Raw genomic sequence first — 19,763 nt, 5'->3', positions numbered from 1 at the left:
GACCCCATGCACTTCCGCTCCGGCGGCACCGACCCGGGCCGCGACGGCTGCCGCGTCCCCCTGCCCTGGGAGGCCGACGCACCGTCCTACGGTTTCGGGACGCGGCAGCCGTCGCGGCCCGGGTCGGTGCCGCCGGAGCGGAAGTGCATGGGGTCCTGGATGCGGTCGAGGGGGATGTCGGCCTCGGGCAGACCGAGTTCCTCGCCCTGGTAGACGTAAACCGATCCCGGGAGGGTGAGGGTGAGGAGGGCGGCGGCGCGGGCGCGGCGGGTGCCGAGGGTGAGGTCGGTCGGGGTACCGAAAGCCTTGGTGGCGAAGCCGAAGGCGGTGTCGGTGCGGCCGTAGCGGGTCACCGTGCGGGTCACGTCGTGGTTGCACAGCACCCAGGTGGCCGGGGCGCCGACGGGAGCGTGCTCGGCGAGAGTGTCGTCGATGGCGCGCCGCAGACAGTCGGCGTCCCAGGGGCAGGTGAGGAAGTTGAAGTTGAATGCTGTGTGCAGTTCGTCCGGGCGCAGGTAGCGGGCGAAGCGCTCGGCGTCGGGCAGCCACACCTCCCCCACGAACACGCCGCCGTACTCGTCAGCCACGGCCCGCCAGGAGCGGTAGATGTCATGGAGCTCGTCCTGGTCGATGTAGGGCTCCGGGCCGACGCCTTCCACGAAGTCGGGCAGAGCCGGGTCCTTGACGAGCAGGGCGGCGGAGTCGATACGTACGCCGGCGACGCCGCGTTCGAACCAGAAGCGCAGGATGTCCTCGTGCTCCTGCCGTACGGCGGGGTGGGCCCAGTTGAGGTCGGGCTGCTCGGGGGTGAACAGGTGCAGGTACCACTCGCCGTCGGGCACCCTGGTCCAGGTAGATCCGGCGAACTGCGAGGGCCAGTCATTGGGCGGCAGTTCGCCGTTCGCGCCGCGGCCGGGGCGAAAGTGGAACAGCTCACGCTCCGGGCTGCCGGGGCCCGCGGCGAGGGCCGCCCGGAACCAGGGGTGCTGGTCGGAGACGTGGTTGGGAACGATGTCGACGATGGTGCGGATACCGAGTTCGCGGGCCTCGGTGATCAGCTTCTCGGCCTCGGCGAGGGTGCCGAAGGCGGGGTCGATGGTGCGGTAGTCGGCTACGTCATAGCCGCCGTCGACCAGCGGAGAGAGGTACCAGGGAGTGAACCAGACGGCGTCGACGCCGAGTTCGGCGAGATAGGGCAGTCGGGCGCGGACGCCCGCAAGGTCCCCGGTGCCGTCGCCGTCACCGTCGGCGAAACTACGCGGGTACACCTGGTAGATGACGGCGTCGCGCCACCAGTCGTCGGTACGCTGCGGGGTGAGGGCTGCCACGGTGTGGTCCTTTCGGGCAGGGTTGAACTCCGCCGTCGGTCCGGACAGCGGGGCGGGGCGGACGGGCCGGCGGCGGAGGCTTGGAGGGGAGACCGAGGGCGGCGGAGCGATCAGCCCTTGAGCCCGCCGGCCGTGAGGCCGCTCATGATGTTGCGCTGGAAGACCAGGAAGATCAACAAGGTGGGCAGAGAGGCGATCGTCAGCGCGGCGATCAGCACGTTCACCGGCACACCGTTGGAGAGCGAGTAGATCCCGACGTTGAGGGTCTGCTTGGTCGGGTCGGGCAGGGTGAGCATCGGCCAGAGGAAGTCCTTCCAGACCCCGACGACCGCGAAGATCGACACCACGCCGAGGATCGGCTGCGAGATGGGCAGCACGATCGACCACAGGACGCGCATCGGGCTCGCCCCATCCATCGAGGCGGCGTCCAGCAGTTCCCTGGGGATTGAGTCGAAGAACCGCTTGAGCAGGAAGATGTTGAAGGCGTTGGTCACCGAGGGCAGCCATATCGCCCAGGGCGTGTTCAGTAAGTTCCGCTCGATGACCGGCACGTCCAGGACTGTCAGATATTGCGGGACGACGAGAACGGTCGCGGGGATCATCAGTGTCGCCAGCATCATGCCCAGGATCGCCTTGCCGAACACCGGGCGGAGCCTGGACAGCGAATAGGCAGCGGCCACGTCCAGGACCAGCTGGAAGGCAAGGGCACCGAACGCGTAGTACAGGGTGTTGCCCAGCAGCTGGGCGAGGTCCATGACTTTCCAGGCCTGCTGGTAATTGCCGGGCTCGAAGGAATCGGGAACCAGGGTCGGCGGAGTCCGGATCACTTCCTGCGCGTCCTTGAAGCCGCTGGAGATCAGCCAGTACAGCGGGCCGAGGAAGAGCAGCGTGAAACCGCCGACAATCAGGGTGAACGTGATCCAGTACAGGATTTTGCCACGGGGTCGGGCGAGTTGGGCCGGCGAGATGAGCGTACGCGTGGACATGATGGTCTCCCTGGCCTTACTCGTCCTCGGCGCGGCTGAGCCTGACGTACGCCGCCGAGAATCCGGCGAGCAGTGCGAGCAGGAGTAGGCCGAGGGCCGCCGCGGCACCGTAGTCGTTGAAGTTGAAGGCGTACTGATAGATCAGGTAGACGACCGTCGTGGTAGACCCCTCCGGGCCGGCGCCGCCGGTCAGCAGAAACGGTTCGACGAAGACCTGCATGGTGGCGATGACCTGCATGAGCAGCATCAGCGACAGGATGAGCCGGGTCTGTGGGATGGTGACGTGCCAGATCTTGCGGAACAGGTTGGCCCCGTCGAGTTCGGCGGCCTCGTACAGCTCGCCCGGGATGCCCTGGAGCGCGGCGAGGTAGATGAGAGCGGCGCCGCCCATGTTCATCCAGGTCGAGGCGAGGACGACCGAGAGCATCGACAGGTCAGCGTCCTGGAGCCACTGCTGTTCGGGCAGGCCGAAGAAGCCGAGCAGCTCGTTGAGCAGTCCGTAGCCGGGGTCGTAGAGGTATTTGAAGAGCAGGACGGAGGCGACCGGCGGCAGCATCACCGGCAGGTAGACAAGGAGCCGCAGGTAGCCCTTGCCGTGGTGGAACTCGTTGATGACGATCGCCGCGACGAATGGCACCGCGAAGCCGAAGACCAGCGCCAGGACGGTGAACAGGAGGGTGTTGCGCCACGCCTGCCAGAAGGCCGGATCGTTGAACACCGTGACCAGGTTGTCCAGGCCGACCCAGGTGCTCTCGCCGCCTTCGGTCTTCTGGAAAGCCAGGAAGAACTCCCTGACCATCGGATACCAGGAGAACACGGCGAAGCAAACGACCGCGCCGATGAGGAAGCCGTGAGCCGTCAGGTTCCGCCGCAGGCTCTTGGCGAAGGATCCGCCGGAGGTCGCACGGGATGTCTCGTACGGTGTGGAGTGGCGGGGTGGATCCGCCTTGCTCGGGGTCAGGCTGGGGGCCGACATGGTTGCTCCTCGGTACTGATCTGCCGTCTCTGTTGCCGGGGCCAAGCCGCCGGACGGGGCGGTTCCTCACGTCGCCCCGCCCGGTCGGGTCACTGACCGGCCAGGATCTGGTTGACCTGTGACTCCGCAGTGTTGAGGAGCTTGTCGGTGTCGGCGTTCTCGTTGGTAAGGAGGCCGGACATCACGTTGTCCAGGACCTTGTAGACCTCTTGGGCCTTGGGCGGCTCGGCCTTGCCCGCGACGGGGTTGTCCATGAAGGCCCTGAAGTTCTCCACCGGCATCGTTGCGTGCTCGGCGCGGGCGGCGTCGTCCTTCTTCTTGGACTCGTTCAGCCAGAAATTGGGCTGCGGGACACCGACCGGCAGACCGTCGGCCTTGGCGCGCGCCCAGTCGAACTGGCCTTTGCCCACGGTGAGGTTCTTGAAGTTGAGCCAGGCGACCGCGGCCTTGATCTTGTCGGGCGAGATACCCTTCTTGATCATGTAACTGTTTCCGCCGGCCAGGGTGGCCTTCTCACCGGGGATCGGCCCCATGCCGAAGTTCTCGTACTGCGCGCCGAGCTGCTGAACCATGTAGGCGATGTCGTCGGGGGCGGCGAGGAACATGCCGAGCTTGTCGGTGGCGATCTGCTTCTGCAGGTCGCCCCACTTCAACAGCTGGGTCTTGCCCATGCTGTCGTCTTCCCAACACATGGCGTGGAGGTTCTCGGCGACCTGCTTGCCCAGCTCGTCGTTGAAGGTCGCCCTCTTGCCGCTCGCGTCGACGATGTCGCCGCCGATGCTGTACATGTGCGCGGTGAAGTGCCAGCCGCCGGTGTTTCCGGCACTGTACTCGCCGAAGCCCGCGATGCCGTCGCCGAGGCCGGCGATCTTCTTCGCCGCGGTGCGGACCTCCGCCCAGGTGTGCGGCGGGGCGTCGGGGTCGAGACCGGCCTGCTGGAAGAGTTTGCGGTTGATCAGCAGGCCCATCGTGTAATTGCTGGTGGGCAGACCGTACAGCTTGCCGTCCTGCTTGAGCGAGCCCAGGATGTTCGGGTCGATGTCCTTCAGTGCCGGCACGCTCTTGCCGTTGACGTATGCGGTGATGTCCTCGGCGCCGTCGTGGTCGAGCACCTGGGGCAGGTCGGTGAAGTAGGTGTAGAAGACGTCGGGCTGCGACTTGGCCTTCAGCATTGCGGTGAAGCGCGGTGGCTCCAGGCACTGGCCCGGAGTGGAGCGGCCCTCGATGGTGACGTTCGGGTACGTCTTGTTGAACTCCGCGACGTCCTGCTTCCACTCCTTCAGTTCCGCCGCCTTCGCCGTCGGCGGCATGCAGTCGATGGTGATCGTCACCTTCGTCTTCGGATCCAGCGGGGCGGACGGATCCGACGAGCCGCTCCCTTCGGAAGCGCCATCGCCGTTGTCGCTGCTGCTCGTGCCGCAGGCGGCGAGCGCGCTCAGCGTGAGAGCGGAGACGAGGGCGACCGCGCTGACGCGGCGAGTACGGCGGAACCGGGCACTTCTCATGGGTGGTCCCCTTCGGGCAGGAACGTGAAGGTCACCCCACCACCGGACGGTGGAAGCATCGTGGGGTCCGGCACACTCAACCACCCCCGACATCTGAGCGCAATATGTCGCGTCAGCTTCGTAATTCTCTGACAAGAGGGAGTTGATTGAGCACGAAAGAACCGAGGAGCGGGGATCTCGACCCTCTCGGCCGGCCGCTCCTGCGAGCCGTGCGGCGCGGTACGGATGCGTACCCCAAGATCCCGCAGGTCGGCGATGCCGCACTCGGCGAGGTTCGACGCCCTCGGCCCGGGCGTACGCGAACACATCCACCAGTGTCCGCAGCCGCGAGCGAGGACGACCGGGGACCTGACATCCGCACTCGACTCCAGCGCCTGGTGCGGCAGATCGTGCCGCAGGTGAATCAGCGTGATCGCCGGCCGGTCGACGCACCCTGCTGGTGGCAGGCCCTGGCTCGCGCCCCACATACCCGGGCGGTGGCCGAGACCGACCTGCCCCACGCGCGCGGCCCACGGCAGGTGCGCGGCCCCCGTGCTTCGCCGAATCGGCGAAGCACGGGGGCCGTCGGGAAGGCTAGGACAAGTACGCCTCGACCTCGCTGAACTGCGCGCCCGGCCATCCGGTGTTCGCGGTGACGTGCAGCCTGAGGTGGCGCAGGTTCGTACCGGCGGGCAGGTTCACGGTGACCGTGTTGCCGGTCGCCGGGTCGAAGCGGTAATCCTTCGGCATGACCACCGTGGAGTACGCCGAGCCGTCCGTGCTGCCCTGGACAGACAGCGTCTGGGTGCGGGCCTGCCAGGCCTGCGCGGGCGGTAGCTTCAGCACCAACCGTCGTACGCCCTGCGCCGACCCCAAGTCGACGGTGAGGTTCTGCGGGAAGGCGTGGTTGGCGGACTCCCAGTAGGTGTTCACGTCACCGTCGACCGCCTTGCCGGGGGTGTACACGTCCTGGGAGCCGGTGGCGGTGGCCGGGCGTCCCTTGGCCAGGTTGCGTGCCGGGTCGGGGTCCGGGCTGCCTTGGCCGGGCTGCGGCCAGGTGGAGCAGTCCGACCAGGTGCTGCTCCAGCCGGAGTTGCCGCCGCCGTCGGTGAGCGTGAAGGTACCCGAGCCCGCCGGGTACGGGCAGTTGTAGATACCGGCGGCGCCCACGCCGGTGGCCGTGACGTTGCGGAAGGTGGCGGCGCCCGACGTCTCGGCCTGGACCACGACCGTGCCGGTGTTCCGTACGGCGGCGCCGTCCACGGTCACGTTCTTCGCGGCGTGCCCGCGCCCGCCGCCCGACACGAATTCGAAGGCGCTGTACGGGCTGTCGGTGATGGTCGTGTTGGTGATCCGGACCTGGGCCTCGATGGTGCTGTCGTAGGAGTCGACGCGCAGGGCGCCCATGGGGTGGTTCCAGTTGGGGTTCATGGCGCCCGTGCGCACCAGGGTGTTGCCGTCGACCGTGATGGTGCCCGCCAGCGGGTGGAAGGGGTCGAGGAATTTCTGGTTGGAGATCGCGATACCGCTGCCGAGGGCGTTGGTGTCGGTGACCAGGTTGTTCCTGACGGTGATGTCGGTGCCGCCGTAGATCGCGATGCCGTTGGCGAGGTTCGGCTGCGAGATCGTGTTGTTCTCGAAGCTGCTGTTGGTGTCGGGCGCGTACAGCGACCACATGGCGAGCGCATCGTCGCCCTGGTTGCGTAGGAAGTTGTTGCGGACCCTGACGCCGCGCGCATTGCCGTTGAGGTTGAGGCCGTCGGCGGTGGTGTCGAGGATGCGGTTGTTCTCGACGACGAGGTTGTCGTTGTTGCCGGTGAGCCACAGACCGACCTTGAGGTGCTGGAGCCACATGCCGGACACGGAACTGTTCGGGCCGAGGGAGCCGTTGACGAAGTTGTCGGGGCTGGAGTCGACACGCTCGGTGACCTCACCGATGACAGCGAAGTCCTTGATGTGGACCCTGCCTGCCCGACGAGTTCGGCTGGTCGATGAAGCGGGAGGCGCGTACAACGGAGTGCCAGTGGCCGGCACCCTGGATCGTCACGTTCTGCACGCCGCTGAGCGACGAGGTCAGCCGGTACTCGCCCGGCGCGATCCACACCACTCCCCCCTGTGCGGCGGCGATGGCCTCCCGGAAGGCCTGCGTGGAGTCGCCCCGGCCGCTGGGATCGGCACCCCTGTCGGTGACCGACACCGCCCCGGAGGGCTTGGCGGCGGGTCCGGCGGTCTGCTCGAAGTCGGCTACGTCGACGGTGACTTGGACGTCCGCGGCCTCCACGGCAACTCGGTCACCGGCTTGGACGTCCCGGCCGAGCAGCAGCCGCGCGTTGTCGTAAAGGTGGTGCGTCTTGGCGCCGGCGATCCAGGGCGTGTCCACATAGGAGTACTTCGATGTCACCGGCAGGGTCTTGGGGAGCTTCTGGCCGTTGACGTACACGTTGAGGATGCCGGACTGACCGTCCGGGACGCTGTACGCGACGTTCACGGCGTTGGCCGCGCGCGGCACCGTGAACTCGACGCGCTGCCCGGCCGTCAGCCGCACGGCCCGGCGCCCGGAAGCCTCGGAGGCGAGGGTGCCCTGAGTGTAGTCGGGTCCGATCCGGGTGCCGGTGGTAGGGACGGACTCCGCTTCGATGGAGGTGAAGGGCAGGGTGGCACCGGTCGCCGCGTGCGCGGGAGCGGGAGCGAGGGCGACGAGCATGCCGGCGGTCAACGCGACCACCGTGGCACTTACTGCCGCGTACCTGACATTACGGATGGGGTGCGGGTGCATGTGCGTTCCCTTCGTGGCGGGGGTGGGACGGCGGCCGCGCCGGTATCAGGGGCGCCGCCAGCCGGCGGCGCCCTGCGGGAGTCACTCGCGGTCGCCCAGCGAGCCGTTGAGAATCAGGACTTTGAGGTAGTCGGGCAAGTCGGCGAGAGGTTCACCGCGTACAGGGAGCCCGTCGCGCAGCGGAAGGCGAGGACGCCGTCGGGCACGGACAGCCAGGCGAGAGAGCCGTCGCCGGACATCGGCCGCGCTCCCATCGCGCTTCGGCGAGGGGCTGAGCACGGAGCCGTGGTCTGTGGACTGCCGGCCGACCGCGTACCGCGGCCGGTCGGCCGGCGGTGGGAGCCACGGTTCGCCGCGTCGCGGACGTCGGGGATGCGGAAACGGATCCGCGAGAGTGCGACGGAACCCGGGGCATCTCATCAGTGGACCCCTCCGAGCGGGAGTGGTGGGCGCCGCACACTCAAGCACCTGTCAACAAGTCAGCGCAAGATGCTGCGTAAGGTTTGTAATTGATTGACACGGCGATGGATCTCTGAAGGAGAGCCTTTACGTGACCGACATGCGCATCACCAGCGCCGGCTCCCGCAGCAGCCCCTCGGGAGGCATGGCCGTGTCCGATCCGCGCGTTCCTCATCCGAAGCCACCCGCTCATACCCCTGTCGGACGCTGCTCGGTGACCCAATCCGACGCCCGGAGAGCGTCGGTGCGGAACGGACTGCCGAGCGGAACGTTGGCGTCCTCACCCGCGAGGGTTGGTTGTGGCGCACCTCGCACGGAGGCGTCGAAGGCCGCCCGCCCTCTTCCGCCACAAGTCCAGCGACCACCAGGGCCGACAGACCCGTGTCCCCACACATCCGGGCAGTTCAGGAGATGCCCCGGCAGAACAGGCCGGCTGCCCGGATCGGTACGCGCGTCACGCCGTGGTGACAGCGGCGCGCATTTCCCACATCGGGACGTCGGCGCCGTCGGGGCCGGCAGTGATGCGCCGGCCCTCCGCGCCGGTGATGCGGACCGCGTCGCCGGAGGCCAGCGGGCCCGCACCCTCCAGTTCGGCTGCCGCGGGCGAGGAAGAGGTGGGTGAAGGGAGCGGTGGTGATCAGGAGGGTCTTGCCGGGGCGGACACGGGCGACGTGCAGGGCGGCGTGCTTCCGCCGGATGCCGATCGCGCGCCGGGGCAAGCCGGAGGCGAGAGTGGTCCAGCCGCCGAGGGCCAGTTCGTCATCGATGTCGAGCTGCTCGTAGCCGGGCTTGATGCCGGCCTCGTCGGGGAGGACCCACACCTGGATGAAGTGGACAGGGGCCTGGTGGGCGGGCTTGCCGGTGAGAGTCCGGGAGTCGCGCTTCTCGCCGTGAAGGATATCGGTGCCGGCACTCATCCGCTGGACGAGGCCCGGGTGGATCACCCCGTTGTGGCCCTCGGAGTCCTGGTGGGCCGGGCCGCCGTCCAGCACTCAGGTGATGATCTCCATGTCGCGGTAGAGATGGGCGTCGAAGCCGGTGCCCGGCGCGACGACGTCGTCGTTGGAGACCAGCGGCAGCCCGCAGTGGGTGTTCTCGGCGTTCCCGTGGCGGGAGAAGGAGGAGGAGCGCCGGGAGCCGAGCCGGCCGACGCGGGTGCGGAGGCGCTCGTCGGTGCGGCGGACGTCGAGAGCGGAGGCCATGACGGTGCCCTTGCCGTCGGCGGAGGCGGGACGCCGGATCGCCATTTAGTTGAGCATTATATCAATTCGCGGGCTCGCGACCTCTCGCCCTGAAAGGTGCAGGCGTTCACATAATAGTTTACGGTTAAACCAACACCCGTCAGCGGGCGTTCGGCACCAGAACGACAGCTGTCATGGGCATCTTCAGCCGTAACCGCACACACGACACCAACCGAACGGAGACCGCAGCCGTGAGCACCCAGATCAAGCTCGCCGTCGTCTACTACTCCTCCACCGGCGTTGTGGCCGAGATGGCCCGGGAGATCGCCGAAGCGGCGGAGAAGACCGGCGCCGAGGTCCGCCTGCTCAGGGCCGCCGAGCTGGCCCCCCAGGCCGCGATCGAATCCAACCCGGCCTGGGCCGCCAACGTCGCCGCCACCGCCGACATCCCGGTCGCCACCCCGCCCGACATCGAATGGGCCGACGCCGTGATCTTCGGGTCCCCCACCCGTTTCGGGAACATCGCCTCGCAGCTCAAGCAGTTCATCGACACCCTCGGCGGCCTGTGGGCCCAGGGCAAGCTGGCCGACAAGGTCTACAGCGGCTTCACCGCCTCCTCCACCACCCACGGCGGCCAGGAGTCCACCCTGCTGGCGCTGTACAACTCCGTCCACCACTTCGGCGGCATCCTCGTGTCCCCCGGTTACACCGATCCCGCCAAGTTCGCCGACGGCAACCCTTATGGCACCTCCCACGTCGACGCCCAGGGCAACAATCCGGTCGGGGACACCACCCGCACCGCCGCCCGGATCCAGGCAGAGCGGGTCGTCAAGATCGCTTCCGGCCTCAAGGCAGGTCTCGCCGCCGCCTGACCCGGCCCTGTCCGGGAGGGGACCGAGGCCCGGCCCGTCGGCCGCACCCCGTCGCGCGGCCGACGGGCCGTCACGGATCCGAGCGACCCCTCCGGCCGGCCGGGGTCGCCTTTTGCCGCACGCTCAAGCGGGTACTTCCACCGTGGACTGCACCTCATGGTGGACACCAGCGCCCGCGGACGCACCAGGAACAAGCCGCGTTCCCCGGCGGTCCGGTCACCGGAAGACACCGACACACGGGAAAGAGGTCATGTGATGAGCGGACCGGTCAGCACGGTCGACGCGTCCGCCGATCAGGCCGACACCGGCCATCCCGAACCGCCCTGCCTGCAAGTGAGCGACAGCCGCGAGGCCACCGTCGGCACGATCCGGGTGCGCCGGGCCCTGCCCCGCCGGGGGCGCCGCACGGTGGGCGCCTGGTGCTTCGCCGACCACATGGGGCCTGCCGACGTCACCGAGAACAGCGGCCTGGACATCGGCCCGCACCCCCACATCGGCCTGCAGACCGTCACCTGGCTGACCGACGGCCAAGTCCTCCACCGCGACAGCCTCGGCTCCGAACAGGTCATCGAGCCGGGCCAGCTCAATCTGATGACCTCCGGCCGCGCCGTCTCCCACGCGGAGGAGGCCACCGGCCACTACCGCGGTACCCTGGAGGGCATCCAGATGTGGACCGCCCTCCCGGAGAACACCCGGCACAGCCAACCGGCCTTCGAGCACCATGCGGAGCTGCCACGGACCGACCTCGACGGTCAAGCCGGCGCCGCGACCGTCCTGATCGGTGACCTCGGCGGTCTGGCCAGTCCCGCCCGCCACGACACCCCGCTCGTCGGCGTCGAGCTGGACCTGCGCGCACCCGCCACGGTCCCCCTGCGTCCCGACTGGGAGTACGCGCTCGTCGTCCTCCAGGGAGCCGTGGCCGTGCGCGACGAGCCCCTGCACCCCGGACGCCTCGGCTACCTCGGCGAAGGACGGGACGAACTCCCCCTGGACGTCCACGAACCCGCCCGGGTCATGCTCCTGGGCGGCGAGCCCTTCCCCGAGCCCATCCTCATGTGGTGGAACTTCGTCGGCCGCAACCGCGAGGAGATCGACGCCGCCCACGCCTCCTGGGCCCGCCAGGACGACCGTTTCGGCCGCGTGGCGTCCTCCCTGCCCCTCATCCCGACCGCGGCCCCCTACTGGCAGCGCGCCTCGGGGGACCGATGAGTACGACACCCCCCGGGGGCCGGGTGTGGATCGACCGGCAGAGCCCTCAGGCGTACCAGGCTCTGCGCGAGACCGCGAAGACGGTACGGGAGACCGCCCGCGCGGCCGGACTCGACCGGACCCTGGTCGAGCTGGTGAACATTCGCGTCTCCCAGATCAACGGCTGCGCCTCCTGCCTGCACCTGCACGTGCGAGCCGCCCTGCGCGGGGGCGAGACCACGCAACGCCTCGCCGTCCTGCCCGCGTGGCGCGATGCCGGCCTGTTCACCGACCGGGAGCGTGCCGCGCTCGCCCTCGCCGAGTCCGTCACCGTGCTGCCGGACGCCCGCGTCCAGGACCAGGACTACGCCGAAGCGACCGCGCACCTCACCGCGGAGGAGATCTCCGCCGTGGCCTGGGTCGCCCTCACCATGAACGCCTTCAACCGTGTGTCGATCGTCAGCCGCCACCCAGTACCACTCCAGAAGGCCACCGCGCCACGCCCGTCCCGGGCGGCCACCGCACAGGAGGGCCCGGCATGAGCGCCATCACCCGCGACAACCCCGCCGAGCACCGCTACGAGATCCACGACGACGGCCGCCTCGCGGGCTTCGCCGTCTACGAACTCACCGACGGGAACATCGCATTCACCCACACCGAGACCCTTCCCGAGTTCGGCGGCCGGGGCCTGGCCGGGCAGCTGGTCGCCGAGGCCCTCGACGACGCCCGGCGCCGCAACCTCGCCGTCCTGCCGTACTGCCCCTACGTCCGCAAGGTCATCGCCCGGGACACCGACACATACCTGCACCTCGTCCCCGAGAAGGACCGGGCCCGTCTCGGGTTTCCTTCCGCAGAAACCGCGTAACTCCGTGCGTCGCCGCGCGAAGAAGCCATGTCGATCACCAGAGGGAGGCCCCCATGAATGAGAAGGACGTCCAGGACGTCGACCTGCTGGTGATCGGCGGCGGCAAGGCGGGGAAGTCGCTGGCGATGGACCGCGCCAAGGCGGGCTGGAAGGTGGCCATGGTGGAGCGGGACAAGATCGGCGGTACATGCATCAACGTCGCCTGCATCCCCACGAAGGCGCTCGTCGGCTCGGCCCGCACCCTGCTCACCGCACGCCACGCAGCCCGGATGGGCATCGAGATCGGCTCCGAACCCGCCGTCGACCTGGAAGCGCTCCGCGCGCACAAGGAGGACGTGGTGGGCGGGATGGTGGAGGCCCACAAGAAGCTGTTCGCCGACTCCGGCATGGACTTCGTCCTGGGGACCGCCCGGTTCACGGGGGAACGGACCGTCGAGATCACCACCGCCGACGGCGCCACCCGGGCGGTGCGCGGCCGGGACGTCGTCATCAACACCGGGACCACCCCGGCCCTGCCTGACCTGCCCGGCATCGCCGACGCGCAGGTGTGGGACTCGGAGACGATCCTGCGCCTGGAGCGGCTGCCCGAGACACTGCTGGTCCTGGGCGGGGGGTACGTCGGTGCCGAGTTCGCCTCGATGTTCGCCGTCTTCGGCACGCGCGTGACCTTGCTGCAGGGCCGCGACCAGTTGCTGCCGCGCGAGGACCGGGACGTCGCCGACGAGGTGGCCCGGGTGCTCACCGATCAGGGCGTCGACGTGCGGCTCGGGGCGCGCGCCAGTGCCGTGCGCCGCGAGGAGGGCCACGGTGACGTCGTCGTCACCCTCGACGACGACTCCGAGGTCCGCGGGCAGGAGCTGCTCGTGGCCACCGGTCGGACACCGGTCACCGCCGGCCTCGGACTGGAAGCGGCGGGCGTGCGGCTGACCGACCGCGGGTTCGTCGCCGTCGACGGCCACCTGCGCACCACCGCCGACCATGTGTGGGCCGCCGGGGACGTCGCCGGCAGCCCACAGTTCACCCACGCCTCCTGGCACGACTTCCGCGTCCTGCGGGACAACCTCACCGGCGGTGACACCGTCACCAGCGGCCGGATCGTGCCCTACACCGTCTTCACCACCCCCGAGCTCGCCCGCATCGGCCTCACGGAGACCGAGGCTCGTGCGCAGGGACACGACGTGAAGGTGGCCCGGCTCCGGGTCGCCGCCATCCCGCGCGCCAAGACCCTGCACGAGGGAACCGGCATCTGGAAAGCGGTCGTCGACGCCGGGACGGACCAGATCCTCGGCGTCGCCCTGCTGGGCCACCACGCCGGGGAGGTCCTCTCCGCCGTGCAGATGGCCATGCTCGGCCGGCTGCCCTACCAGCAGGTCCGCGACGCCGTCTTCACCCACCCCACCATGGGCGAGGGCCTCAACCTGCTCTTCGACACCCTGGACGACGACAAGGCGCGCGGCTGACCGGACGGACGGGGGCGGTCCGGCCCCGGGCCGTCCCCCAGGTCCCGCCGGCCGTCCTGTCCCTGGGCCCCGGATCCCGCCGGCCGGGCGAGCCACGATGCGGGAGCGCCCCTCGCGCACTGATTGGATGGACACCGGTGGCGTGTCCCGGGGACGTGGCCGAAACTTGCATGGGGAGGCCGGGGGGCTCCCTCCGGCATCCTGGGGCCTCCCTTCCGGGAAGGGAGAGCTCCTCGGTACGGCCGCCCCGGCCGTCGTAGCGAAAAGCGAGGTACGCCTCATGGCCGACCACACCGAGCGACTCGAGCAGGCCCCGCCGCGTCCCGTGGAGGAGAGCGGCTGGCAGACACCCGAGTTCGTGATCGTCGAGACCGCACTCGAGGTCACCGCCTACTCCCTCGCGGCCCGTTAGCCCGCCGCCATGCTGCTGCAGGTGCTCGGCACCGCGGCGGGTGGCGGAATTCCCCAGTGGAACTGCGCGTGCCCCGGGTGCTCCGGGGCACGCGCCCATCCGCGCCGGCGCCGTCGTCATGCCTCGCTCGCCGTCCGGGCCGGTGAGGGCCGCTGGTACCTGGTGAACGCCACGCCCGATCTCGGGGAGCAGATCGAGGCGCACCCGGCTCTGCACCCGGGCCCGGGACGGCGGCAGACCCCGGTGGCCGGGGTGGTTCTCACCGACGCCGAACTCGACCACACCACGGGCCTCACCCGGCTGCGCGAGGCGCACGACGGGCTGGAGGTGTTCGCGACCGGTCCGGTCCGGCGCGCGGTCCGGGACCGGCTGTGCCTGGACGCGGTGCTGGCCCCGTACACCGAGGTGGCCTGGCGTGATCTGCCGGTCCGGGGGTCGGTCCCGCTGGGTGCCGCGGACGACGACGAGGGTCTGCGGATCAGCGCCCTTCCGGTGTCCGGCAAGCGGCCGCGGTACGCGGCCGAGGAGCCGGACGACGAGGCGTGGGTGGTCGCGCTGCGCCTGTACGACCCGGCCACGGGCGCGTCCGTGCTCTACGCTCCCGCCCTGGCCGCCTGGCCCGACCACCTGCACCGGGCCGCCGCCGAGGCGGACTGCGTCCTCGTCGACGGCACCTTCTGGGACGACGAGGAACCCCGCCGTGCGGGCATCCGCGACCGCACGGCCACCGGCATGGGGCACCTGCCCATCAACGGTCCGGGCGGCACCGCCGCGCTCCTCGCCCCGCTGACCGCCCGCTGCCTGTACACGCACCTCAACAACACGAACCCGCTCGTGGACCCCGACGCGCCGCAGCACAAGAAGCTCGCGCGGCTGGGCCTGGAAGTGGCGCACGACGGAATGGTGATCCAGCCGTGACGACCGGGACCACACCGCTCACCGAGCACACCGATCCCTGGAGCCCGGCAGACCTCGAGGGGCGCCTGCGTGACGTGGCGCGGGACCACTACCACGATCGGCACCCCTTCAACATCCGCATGCACAACGGTGACCTCCGCCCCGGGGAACTCCGCCGCTGGATCACCAACCGCTTCCACTACCAGCGCCACATCCCGGTCAAGGACGCCCTGATCCTCGCCCAGCTGGACTCTCCGCCGCTGCGCCGGATGTGGATGCGCCGCATCGAGGACCACGACGGGCGCCAGGAGGGCCAGGGCGGAATCGAGCGGTGGCTGCGGCTGGGTGAGGCGGCCGGCCTGGACCGCGGCACGCTGCTGGACGGACAGGGGGTGCTGCCCGGCGTACGGCTGGCGGTGGAGGGATACGTCAACTTCTGCCGGCTGCGTACACCGCTGGAGGCCGTGGCGGCCTCGCTCACCGAACTGGCCGCCCCGGACATCATGCGCACCCGTATCGACGCCTTCGAACGCCACTACCGGTGGATCGAACCGGACGGCCTCGCCTACTTCCGAAGCCGCGTCCACCAGGGACGGCGGGACAGTTCCGAGGCGCTCGGTCTGGTTCTGGAGTGGGCCCGCACCCCGGCCGAACAGGAGCGGGCGGTGGCCGCACTCGTCTTCAAGTGCGACGTCCTGTGGGCGCTGCTGGACGCCGTGAACACCGCCGGAGAGCGGGAGCGGGGATGAGCACGCAGCCGGCGGCGGCCGACTGGCGCCCCGCTCTGGTGCCGGCCGCGGTACTGCGGCACGATCCCGTGCGCGGCGCGGACCTGCTGCTCCTGCCCGAACGCGTCGTCGTCCTGCAGGGCCGCGGCGAGGTGGTGGTCGGTCTGTGCGACGGCACCCGCACCGTGCGGGCCATCGTCGAGGAGCTGACCGCCCGCTTCCCCGGGGCACCGGTCGCCGACGAGGTCCCGGCCTTCCTCGACGGCCTGCGCCGGGAGGGGTGTCTGCGATGAGCGTCCCCGCGTCCCCCTGGGCCCTGTTGGCCGAGCTCACCCACGCCTGCCCGCTCCACTGCCCGTACTGCTCGAACCCGGTGGACCTGACCCGGCGCTCCCGCGAGCTGGGCACCGCCCACTGGGCTGAAGTGATGCGCCAGGCCGGTGAACTCGGCGTCGTCCACACCCACTTGTCAGGTGGTGAGCCACTGCTGCGCCCCGACCTCGAGCAGATCACTACCGCCGCGGAAACCGCCGGGATCTACACCCAGCTGGTGACCAGCGGCGTCGGCCTGGACGCGGACCGGCTGGCGGCCCTGGCCGACGCCGGGCTGCGCAGTGTCCAGCTGTCCGTGCAGGCCGCCGACCCGCGAGCCAACGACCGGATCGCCGGACGCCCGTCGTCGTTCACCGCCAAGGAGAAGGCCGCCGCCCTGGTCCGCGACGCGGGGCTGCCGTTGGGCCTCAACGTCGTCCTGCACCGCGAGAACCTCGACGCGATCGACGCCGTCATCGACCTGGGTGTGGTCTGGGACGTGGACCGGATCGAGCTGGCCAACACCCAGTTCTACGGCTGGGGCCTGCTCAACCGCACCGCGCTGCTCCCCACCCCCGGCCAGCTCGCCCGTGCCCGGGACACCGTCGCACGCCGGCGGGCCGGACTGCCCGGACGGCCCGAACTGGTCTGGGTCGTCCCCGACCACTTCGACGGCGTGGCGAAGCCCTGCATGGGCGGCTGGGGAGCCGTCTCCCTCACTGTTGCCCCCGACGGCACCGTCCTGCCCTGCCCGGCGGCGGCCTCCCTGCCGGATCTCGACCCGCCGAACGTCCTTGACCACCCGCTGGACTGGATCTGGCACCGTTCCCCGGCGTTCAACCGCTACCGCGGCACCGACTGGATGACCGAGCCCTGTCGCAGCTGCGACATGCGCACACAGGACTTCGGCGGCTGCCGCTGCCAGGCGTACGCGCTCACCGGTGACGCCACCCACACCGATCCGGCTTGCCGGCTCTCCCCCGACCACGCCCTGGTCCGCTCCCTGGTCGAACACTCCGAAGAGGGGGCGCCCCCGAAGCCGTGGGTCCACCGCCGGGCCGGCCGCCGCGCGCGGCGGTGTCCCGGCCCCACGGGGTGACCGAGCACACCGTACGGAGCACGGAAAAACCGCGGACCGCAGGCACGCGAACCGGTGAACAGACCGGCGGCCCCACCCGGGAAGGCAGCGCTTCGTTTCTCAACTCCTCAGCCCTGAGCTGAGGTTCAAGCCTGTCCCGATGCCGCCGGGGTGATCGTCCTTGTGTGCCCCGCCTCCCGGTCACGGCCCTTCTTTCACCTGAACGGCAGAAGGGGCCGGCACCCGGAGTGCTGAATCGATTACTCCGCGCGATGCTCAAGCGGGGGTAACCTCTCTGGAAGGAACCGCATGCACCGCATACTGCGCGGGCCGGCGACGACCGCACTCGTCCTGGCCCTCGGCGTTTCCCTCACCGGCGCTGCCATCACCGGCGGAGACCCCTCCGGGAACTCCGACCCGGACGCCGTCTCCCCTCCCGCCGACACGAGCACACCGCCCGCCTCGGGCATGTTCGTCAAGCGTGTCGTGGCCACCGGGCTGAACAACCCCTACGAGGTCGTACGGGCGCCCGACGGATCCCTGTGGGCCACCGAGAAGACCGGCAAGAAGGTCACCCGCATCGACACGAAGTCCGGCGTCAAGACGGCACTGCTCAGCCTGCCGCAGGCCGTCCACACCGAGGGAGGGCAGGACGGCGTGCTCGGCCTCGCCATCGGGGAACGGAGCGGGACCGGTGAGGTGTACGCGTACATCTCCTACAGCTACGACGTCGACCCCGGCCCGGTCGTCCAGGCCCGCACCAAGATCGAGCGCTACACCTACGACCCCGGGCGGAAGCGACTGCACAGCCCGAAGACCGTCATCTCCGGCATGCCGTCGGGCTACGACCACCAGTCGGCCCGGCTGCGCCTGGGCCCGGACGGCAAGCTGTACTACACCATCGGTGACCAGGGCGCGAACCAGTTCGGAAGCTACTGCAGACCCATCTACGCCCAGCGGCTGCCCACCGCCGGCGAAGTCCAGGGCCGGGACTGGGTCGCCTACCGGGGCAAGACCCTGCGGCTGAACACCGACGGCTCGATCCCCGAGGACAACCCGGTCCTCGCCGGCGTGCGCAGCCACGTCTACACCTACGGCCACCGCAACGCGCAGGGTCTGGCCTTCGGCCCCGACGGCACGCTCTACCAGAACGAGATGGGCCCGAAGACCGACGACGAGATCAACGTCCTGCGCAGCGGCGGCAACTACGGCTGGCCCAACGTCTCGGGCTACCAGGACGACAAGGCCTACGTCTACGGCAACTGGTCCGCCTCGTGGCCGACGCCCTGCGAAGAGCTGACGTTCAGCAACTTCGAGATCCCCGAGACGGTCCCGGTGCGGAAGGAGTCCGACTTCACCAAGCCCTTCGTGGAGCCGATCCGCACCTTCGGCACCGTGGAGTCGGACTTCGACTTCGAGGACCCGGCGTGCCGGCCGAGCGGGGAAGCGGCGGTGTGCTGGCCCACCATCGCCCCCTCCGGCTTCGAGCACTACGGGACGTCCCGGAAGGCCGCCGGGGCCACGGGCGAGGGCATCCCGGGCTGGGAAAACTCCCTGGTGATGACCACCCTCAAGGACGGCACGCTCTACCGTGTCGACCTCACGGACGACGGCCGGCGCGTCAGCAAGGTCACGAGGCTCCTCACGGAGCAGAACCGCTTCCGTGACACGGAGTTCAGCGCCGACGGCAAGTCCGTCTTCGCCATCACCGACTCCGCGGGCTCCATCCGTGAGCTCGGCGCCGACCGCGCTCCGGCCCCCGACGGCCTGGAGAACCCCGGGGCGGTCATCGAGTACCGCCTGCAGGACTGAACCGGCGGTCTCCCGACCCGCCCGGTACGTCCTGTGGCACGCAGCCGTCCTCGCCCCGCGTCCCGGCGACACATGGCGCCTGGACGAGGTCTTCATCAAGATCAACGGCGAGCTGAAGTACCTGTGGCGGGCCGTGGACGCTGACGGCACCGTCCTGGACATCCTCGTCCAGAACCGGCGGGACACCGCTGCGGCCCGGCGGTTCTTCCGCACACTGCTCAAGAAGACCTGCTCGGTGCCGAGGGTGGTGGTCACCGACAAACTGCGCTCCTACGGCACCGCCCACCGGGAGCTGATGTCCTCGGTCGAGCACCGCTCCCACAAGGGCCCGAACAACCGGGCCGAGAACTCCCACCAACCCACGCGGCAGCGCGAACGCGCCATGAAAGGCTTCCGCAGCATCGGTGGAGCCCAGTGGTTCCTGTCCGCGTTCAGCAGCATCTCACCTCGTTTCCGACCCCGTCGACACCTGTGAAGGGAGCCGTGACGGGCGTCTGGCTGGCGCTGTGCAGCTTCCTGGGCGGCGTCCTTCCGCAAGAGTCCGACTTCCCGGGCGCGTCCTCGTCCCCGTATGGTTCCTTCCGCTCTTGCGGACGTACCGGCCGCACTGGGGGACGCCCGGCGAGCAGACGGCGCCGCCACTCAGCCGGGCGGGGTGGAGCTCCTGGCTCCTGGTACTCGCGTTACCAGGAGTGGGAGTACCGGCGTCTCAGGTCCACCCGCCCGAACTGGTGACCGCTCCGCACGAGTGCCTCTTCCCGTTCCGCCGCCCAGACGTCGGGCCGCACATCCTGCATGACGATCACGACGGACGGCCTCGGGGGAGGTTACGAACTTCCGGCACCAGAGGGCACGGCAGCCGAACGGACTCTGGAAGACCCCTCTGACCAGCAGAGACAGCGAACTGCGACTGGAGTACCAGGACCAAGGGCCGGTGGCGGTTCCGGCC

At 69.8% G+C, this 19,763-nt stretch carries 14 protein-coding genes and 4 pseudogenes; 12 read left to right on the top strand and 6 right to left on the bottom strand.

The features are described from left to right. Window positions 1-89 precede the first annotated feature (89 nt). From AOK18_RS18185 to AOK18_RS18160, 6 genes and pseudogenes are all read right to left on the bottom strand, one after another. Window positions 90-1,328: pseudogene (locus AOK18_RS18185) on the bottom strand (glycoside hydrolase family 13 protein); the annotation flags it as partial. 110 nt (window positions 1,329-1,438) lie between these two features. Then, the gene (locus AOK18_RS18180) at window positions 1,439-2,314 is read right to left on the bottom strand and encodes a carbohydrate ABC transporter permease (RefSeq protein WP_055572436.1); all 876 of its coding nucleotides are present in this window, start codon (window positions 2,312-2,314) and stop codon (window positions 1,439-1,441) included. A gap of 16 nt (window positions 2,315-2,330) precedes the next feature. Next, a complete protein-coding gene (locus AOK18_RS18175) occupies window positions 2,331-3,290 on the bottom strand; it encodes a carbohydrate ABC transporter permease (RefSeq protein WP_055695065.1) in 960 nt (319 codons plus the stop codon). 89 nt (window positions 3,291-3,379) lie between these two features. Beyond that, window positions 3,380-4,795: an ABC transporter substrate-binding protein gene (locus AOK18_RS18170; RefSeq protein ID WP_055695064.1), complete on the bottom strand. Its 1,416-nt coding sequence runs from the start codon at window positions 4,793-4,795 to the stop codon at window positions 3,380-3,382. 573 nt (window positions 4,796-5,368) lie between these two features. After that, window positions 5,369-7,550 (bottom strand): annotated as a pseudogene (locus AOK18_RS18165) (discoidin domain-containing protein). 913 nt (window positions 7,551-8,463) lie between these two features. Continuing rightward, window positions 8,464-9,211, bottom strand: a pseudogene (locus AOK18_RS18160) (pirin family protein). Window positions 9,212-9,441: 230 nt separating this feature from the next. On the opposite strand from AOK18_RS18160, the gene wrbA reads away from it, so the two are divergent. The 12 genes and pseudogenes from wrbA to AOK18_RS18105 all read left to right on the top strand — a co-directional run. Next, entirely contained in the window at window positions 9,442-10,062 is a 621-nt protein-coding gene (gene wrbA / locus AOK18_RS18155; protein ID WP_055695067.1) for an NAD(P)H:quinone oxidoreductase, read from the top strand. 255 nt (window positions 10,063-10,317) lie between these two features. Further along, window positions 10,318-11,271: a pirin family protein gene (locus AOK18_RS18150; RefSeq protein WP_055695063.1), complete on the top strand. Its 954-nt coding sequence runs from the start codon at window positions 10,318-10,320 to the stop codon at window positions 11,269-11,271. Continuing rightward, window positions 11,268-11,792, top strand: a complete 525-nt coding sequence (locus AOK18_RS18145) for a carboxymuconolactone decarboxylase family protein (protein ID WP_055695062.1) — start codon at window positions 11,268-11,270, stop codon at window positions 11,790-11,792. Before AOK18_RS18150 ends, AOK18_RS18145 begins: the two co-directional genes overlap by 4 nt. After that, entirely contained in the window at window positions 11,789-12,115 is a 327-nt protein-coding gene (locus AOK18_RS18140) for a GNAT family N-acetyltransferase (RefSeq protein WP_055695061.1), read from the top strand. Before AOK18_RS18145 ends, AOK18_RS18140 begins: the two co-directional genes overlap by 4 nt. Window positions 12,116-12,168: 53 nt before the next feature. Beyond that, window positions 12,169-13,575 carry a dihydrolipoyl dehydrogenase family protein gene (locus tag AOK18_RS18135; RefSeq protein ID WP_055695060.1) on the top strand — a complete coding sequence of 469 codons (1,407 nt, stop codon included), beginning with the start codon at window positions 12,169-12,171 and terminating at the stop codon, window positions 13,573-13,575. A 280-nt stretch (window positions 13,576-13,855) separates the two neighbouring features. Next, entirely contained in the window at window positions 13,856-13,987 is a 132-nt protein-coding gene (gene pqqA / locus AOK18_RS31035; RefSeq protein WP_079105079.1) for a pyrroloquinoline quinone precursor peptide PqqA, read from the top strand. 9 nt (window positions 13,988-13,996) lie between these two features. Then, on the top strand, window positions 13,997-14,905 hold the full coding sequence (pqqB, locus tag AOK18_RS18130) for a pyrroloquinoline quinone biosynthesis protein PqqB (protein ID WP_055695059.1): 909 nt from the start codon (window positions 13,997-13,999) through the stop codon (window positions 14,903-14,905). Continuing rightward, window positions 14,902-15,633 carry a pyrroloquinoline-quinone synthase PqqC gene (gene pqqC, locus AOK18_RS18125; protein WP_055695058.1) on the top strand — a complete coding sequence of 244 codons (732 nt, stop codon included), beginning with the start codon at window positions 14,902-14,904 and terminating at the stop codon, window positions 15,631-15,633. Before pqqB ends, pqqC begins: the two co-directional genes overlap by 4 nt. Next, window positions 15,630-15,905, top strand: coding sequence for a pyrroloquinoline quinone biosynthesis peptide chaperone PqqD (pqqD, locus tag AOK18_RS18120; protein WP_055695057.1), 276 nt, complete (start codon window positions 15,630-15,632; stop codon window positions 15,903-15,905). Before pqqC ends, pqqD begins: the two co-directional genes overlap by 4 nt. Further along, on the top strand, window positions 15,902-17,023 hold the full coding sequence (pqqE, locus tag AOK18_RS18115; protein ID WP_055695056.1) for a pyrroloquinoline quinone biosynthesis protein PqqE: 1,122 nt from the start codon (window positions 15,902-15,904) through the stop codon (window positions 17,021-17,023). Before pqqD ends, pqqE begins: the two co-directional genes overlap by 4 nt. Window positions 17,024-17,311: 288 nt before the next feature. Continuing rightward, complete coding sequence (locus AOK18_RS18110) at window positions 17,312-18,814, top strand: glucose/sorbosone family PQQ-dependent dehydrogenase (RefSeq protein ID WP_206281557.1); 1,503 nt, start codon at window positions 17,312-17,314, stop codon at window positions 18,812-18,814. Between the two features lie 55 nt (window positions 18,815-18,869). Further along, a pseudogene (locus AOK18_RS18105) lies at window positions 18,870-19,274 on the top strand (IS6 family transposase); the annotation flags it as partial. Window positions 19,275-19,763: the final 489 nt, after the last annotated feature.

This window comes from Streptomyces prasinopilosus (genome assembly GCF_001419695.1).
Taxonomy (GTDB): domain Bacteria; phylum Actinomycetota; class Actinomycetes; order Streptomycetales; family Streptomycetaceae; genus Streptomyces; species Streptomyces prasinopilosus.
This window is presented reverse-complemented; position numbering and strand designations above follow the sequence as displayed.

What these genes read in the sequence shown, in the direction of transcription:
- AOK18_RS18180 (WP_055572436.1), bottom strand. Translation starts at nt 2,314, where the DNA reads ATGTCCACGCGTACGCTCATCTCGCCGGCCCAACTCGCCCGACCCCGT.
- AOK18_RS18175 (WP_055695065.1), bottom strand. Translation starts at nt 3,290, where the DNA reads ATGTCGGCCCCCAGCCTGACCCCGAGCAAGGCGGATCCACCCCGCCAC.
- AOK18_RS18170 (WP_055695064.1), bottom strand. Translation starts at nt 4,795, where the DNA reads ATGAGAAGTGCCCGGTTCCGCCGTACTCGCCGCGTCAGCGCGGTCGCC.
- AOK18_RS18150 (WP_055695063.1), top strand. Translation starts at nt 10,318, where the DNA reads ATGAGCGGACCGGTCAGCACGGTCGACGCGTCCGCCGATCAGGCCGAC.
- AOK18_RS18145 (WP_055695062.1), top strand. Translation starts at nt 11,268, where the DNA reads ATGAGTACGACACCCCCCGGGGGCCGGGTGTGGATCGACCGGCAGAGC.
- AOK18_RS18140 (WP_055695061.1), top strand. Translation starts at nt 11,789, where the DNA reads ATGAGCGCCATCACCCGCGACAACCCCGCCGAGCACCGCTACGAGATC.
- AOK18_RS18135 (WP_055695060.1), top strand. Translation starts at nt 12,169, where the DNA reads ATGAATGAGAAGGACGTCCAGGACGTCGACCTGCTGGTGATCGGCGGC.
- pqqA (WP_079105079.1), top strand. Translation starts at nt 13,856, where the DNA reads ATGGCCGACCACACCGAGCGACTCGAGCAGGCCCCGCCGCGTCCCGTG.
- pqqB (WP_055695059.1), top strand. Translation starts at nt 13,997, where the DNA reads ATGCTGCTGCAGGTGCTCGGCACCGCGGCGGGTGGCGGAATTCCCCAG.
- pqqD (WP_055695057.1), top strand. Translation starts at nt 15,630, where the DNA reads ATGAGCACGCAGCCGGCGGCGGCCGACTGGCGCCCCGCTCTGGTGCCG.
- pqqE (WP_055695056.1), top strand. Translation starts at nt 15,902, where the DNA reads ATGAGCGTCCCCGCGTCCCCCTGGGCCCTGTTGGCCGAGCTCACCCAC.
- AOK18_RS18110 (WP_206281557.1), top strand. Translation starts at nt 17,312, where the DNA reads ATGCACCGCATACTGCGCGGGCCGGCGACGACCGCACTCGTCCTGGCC.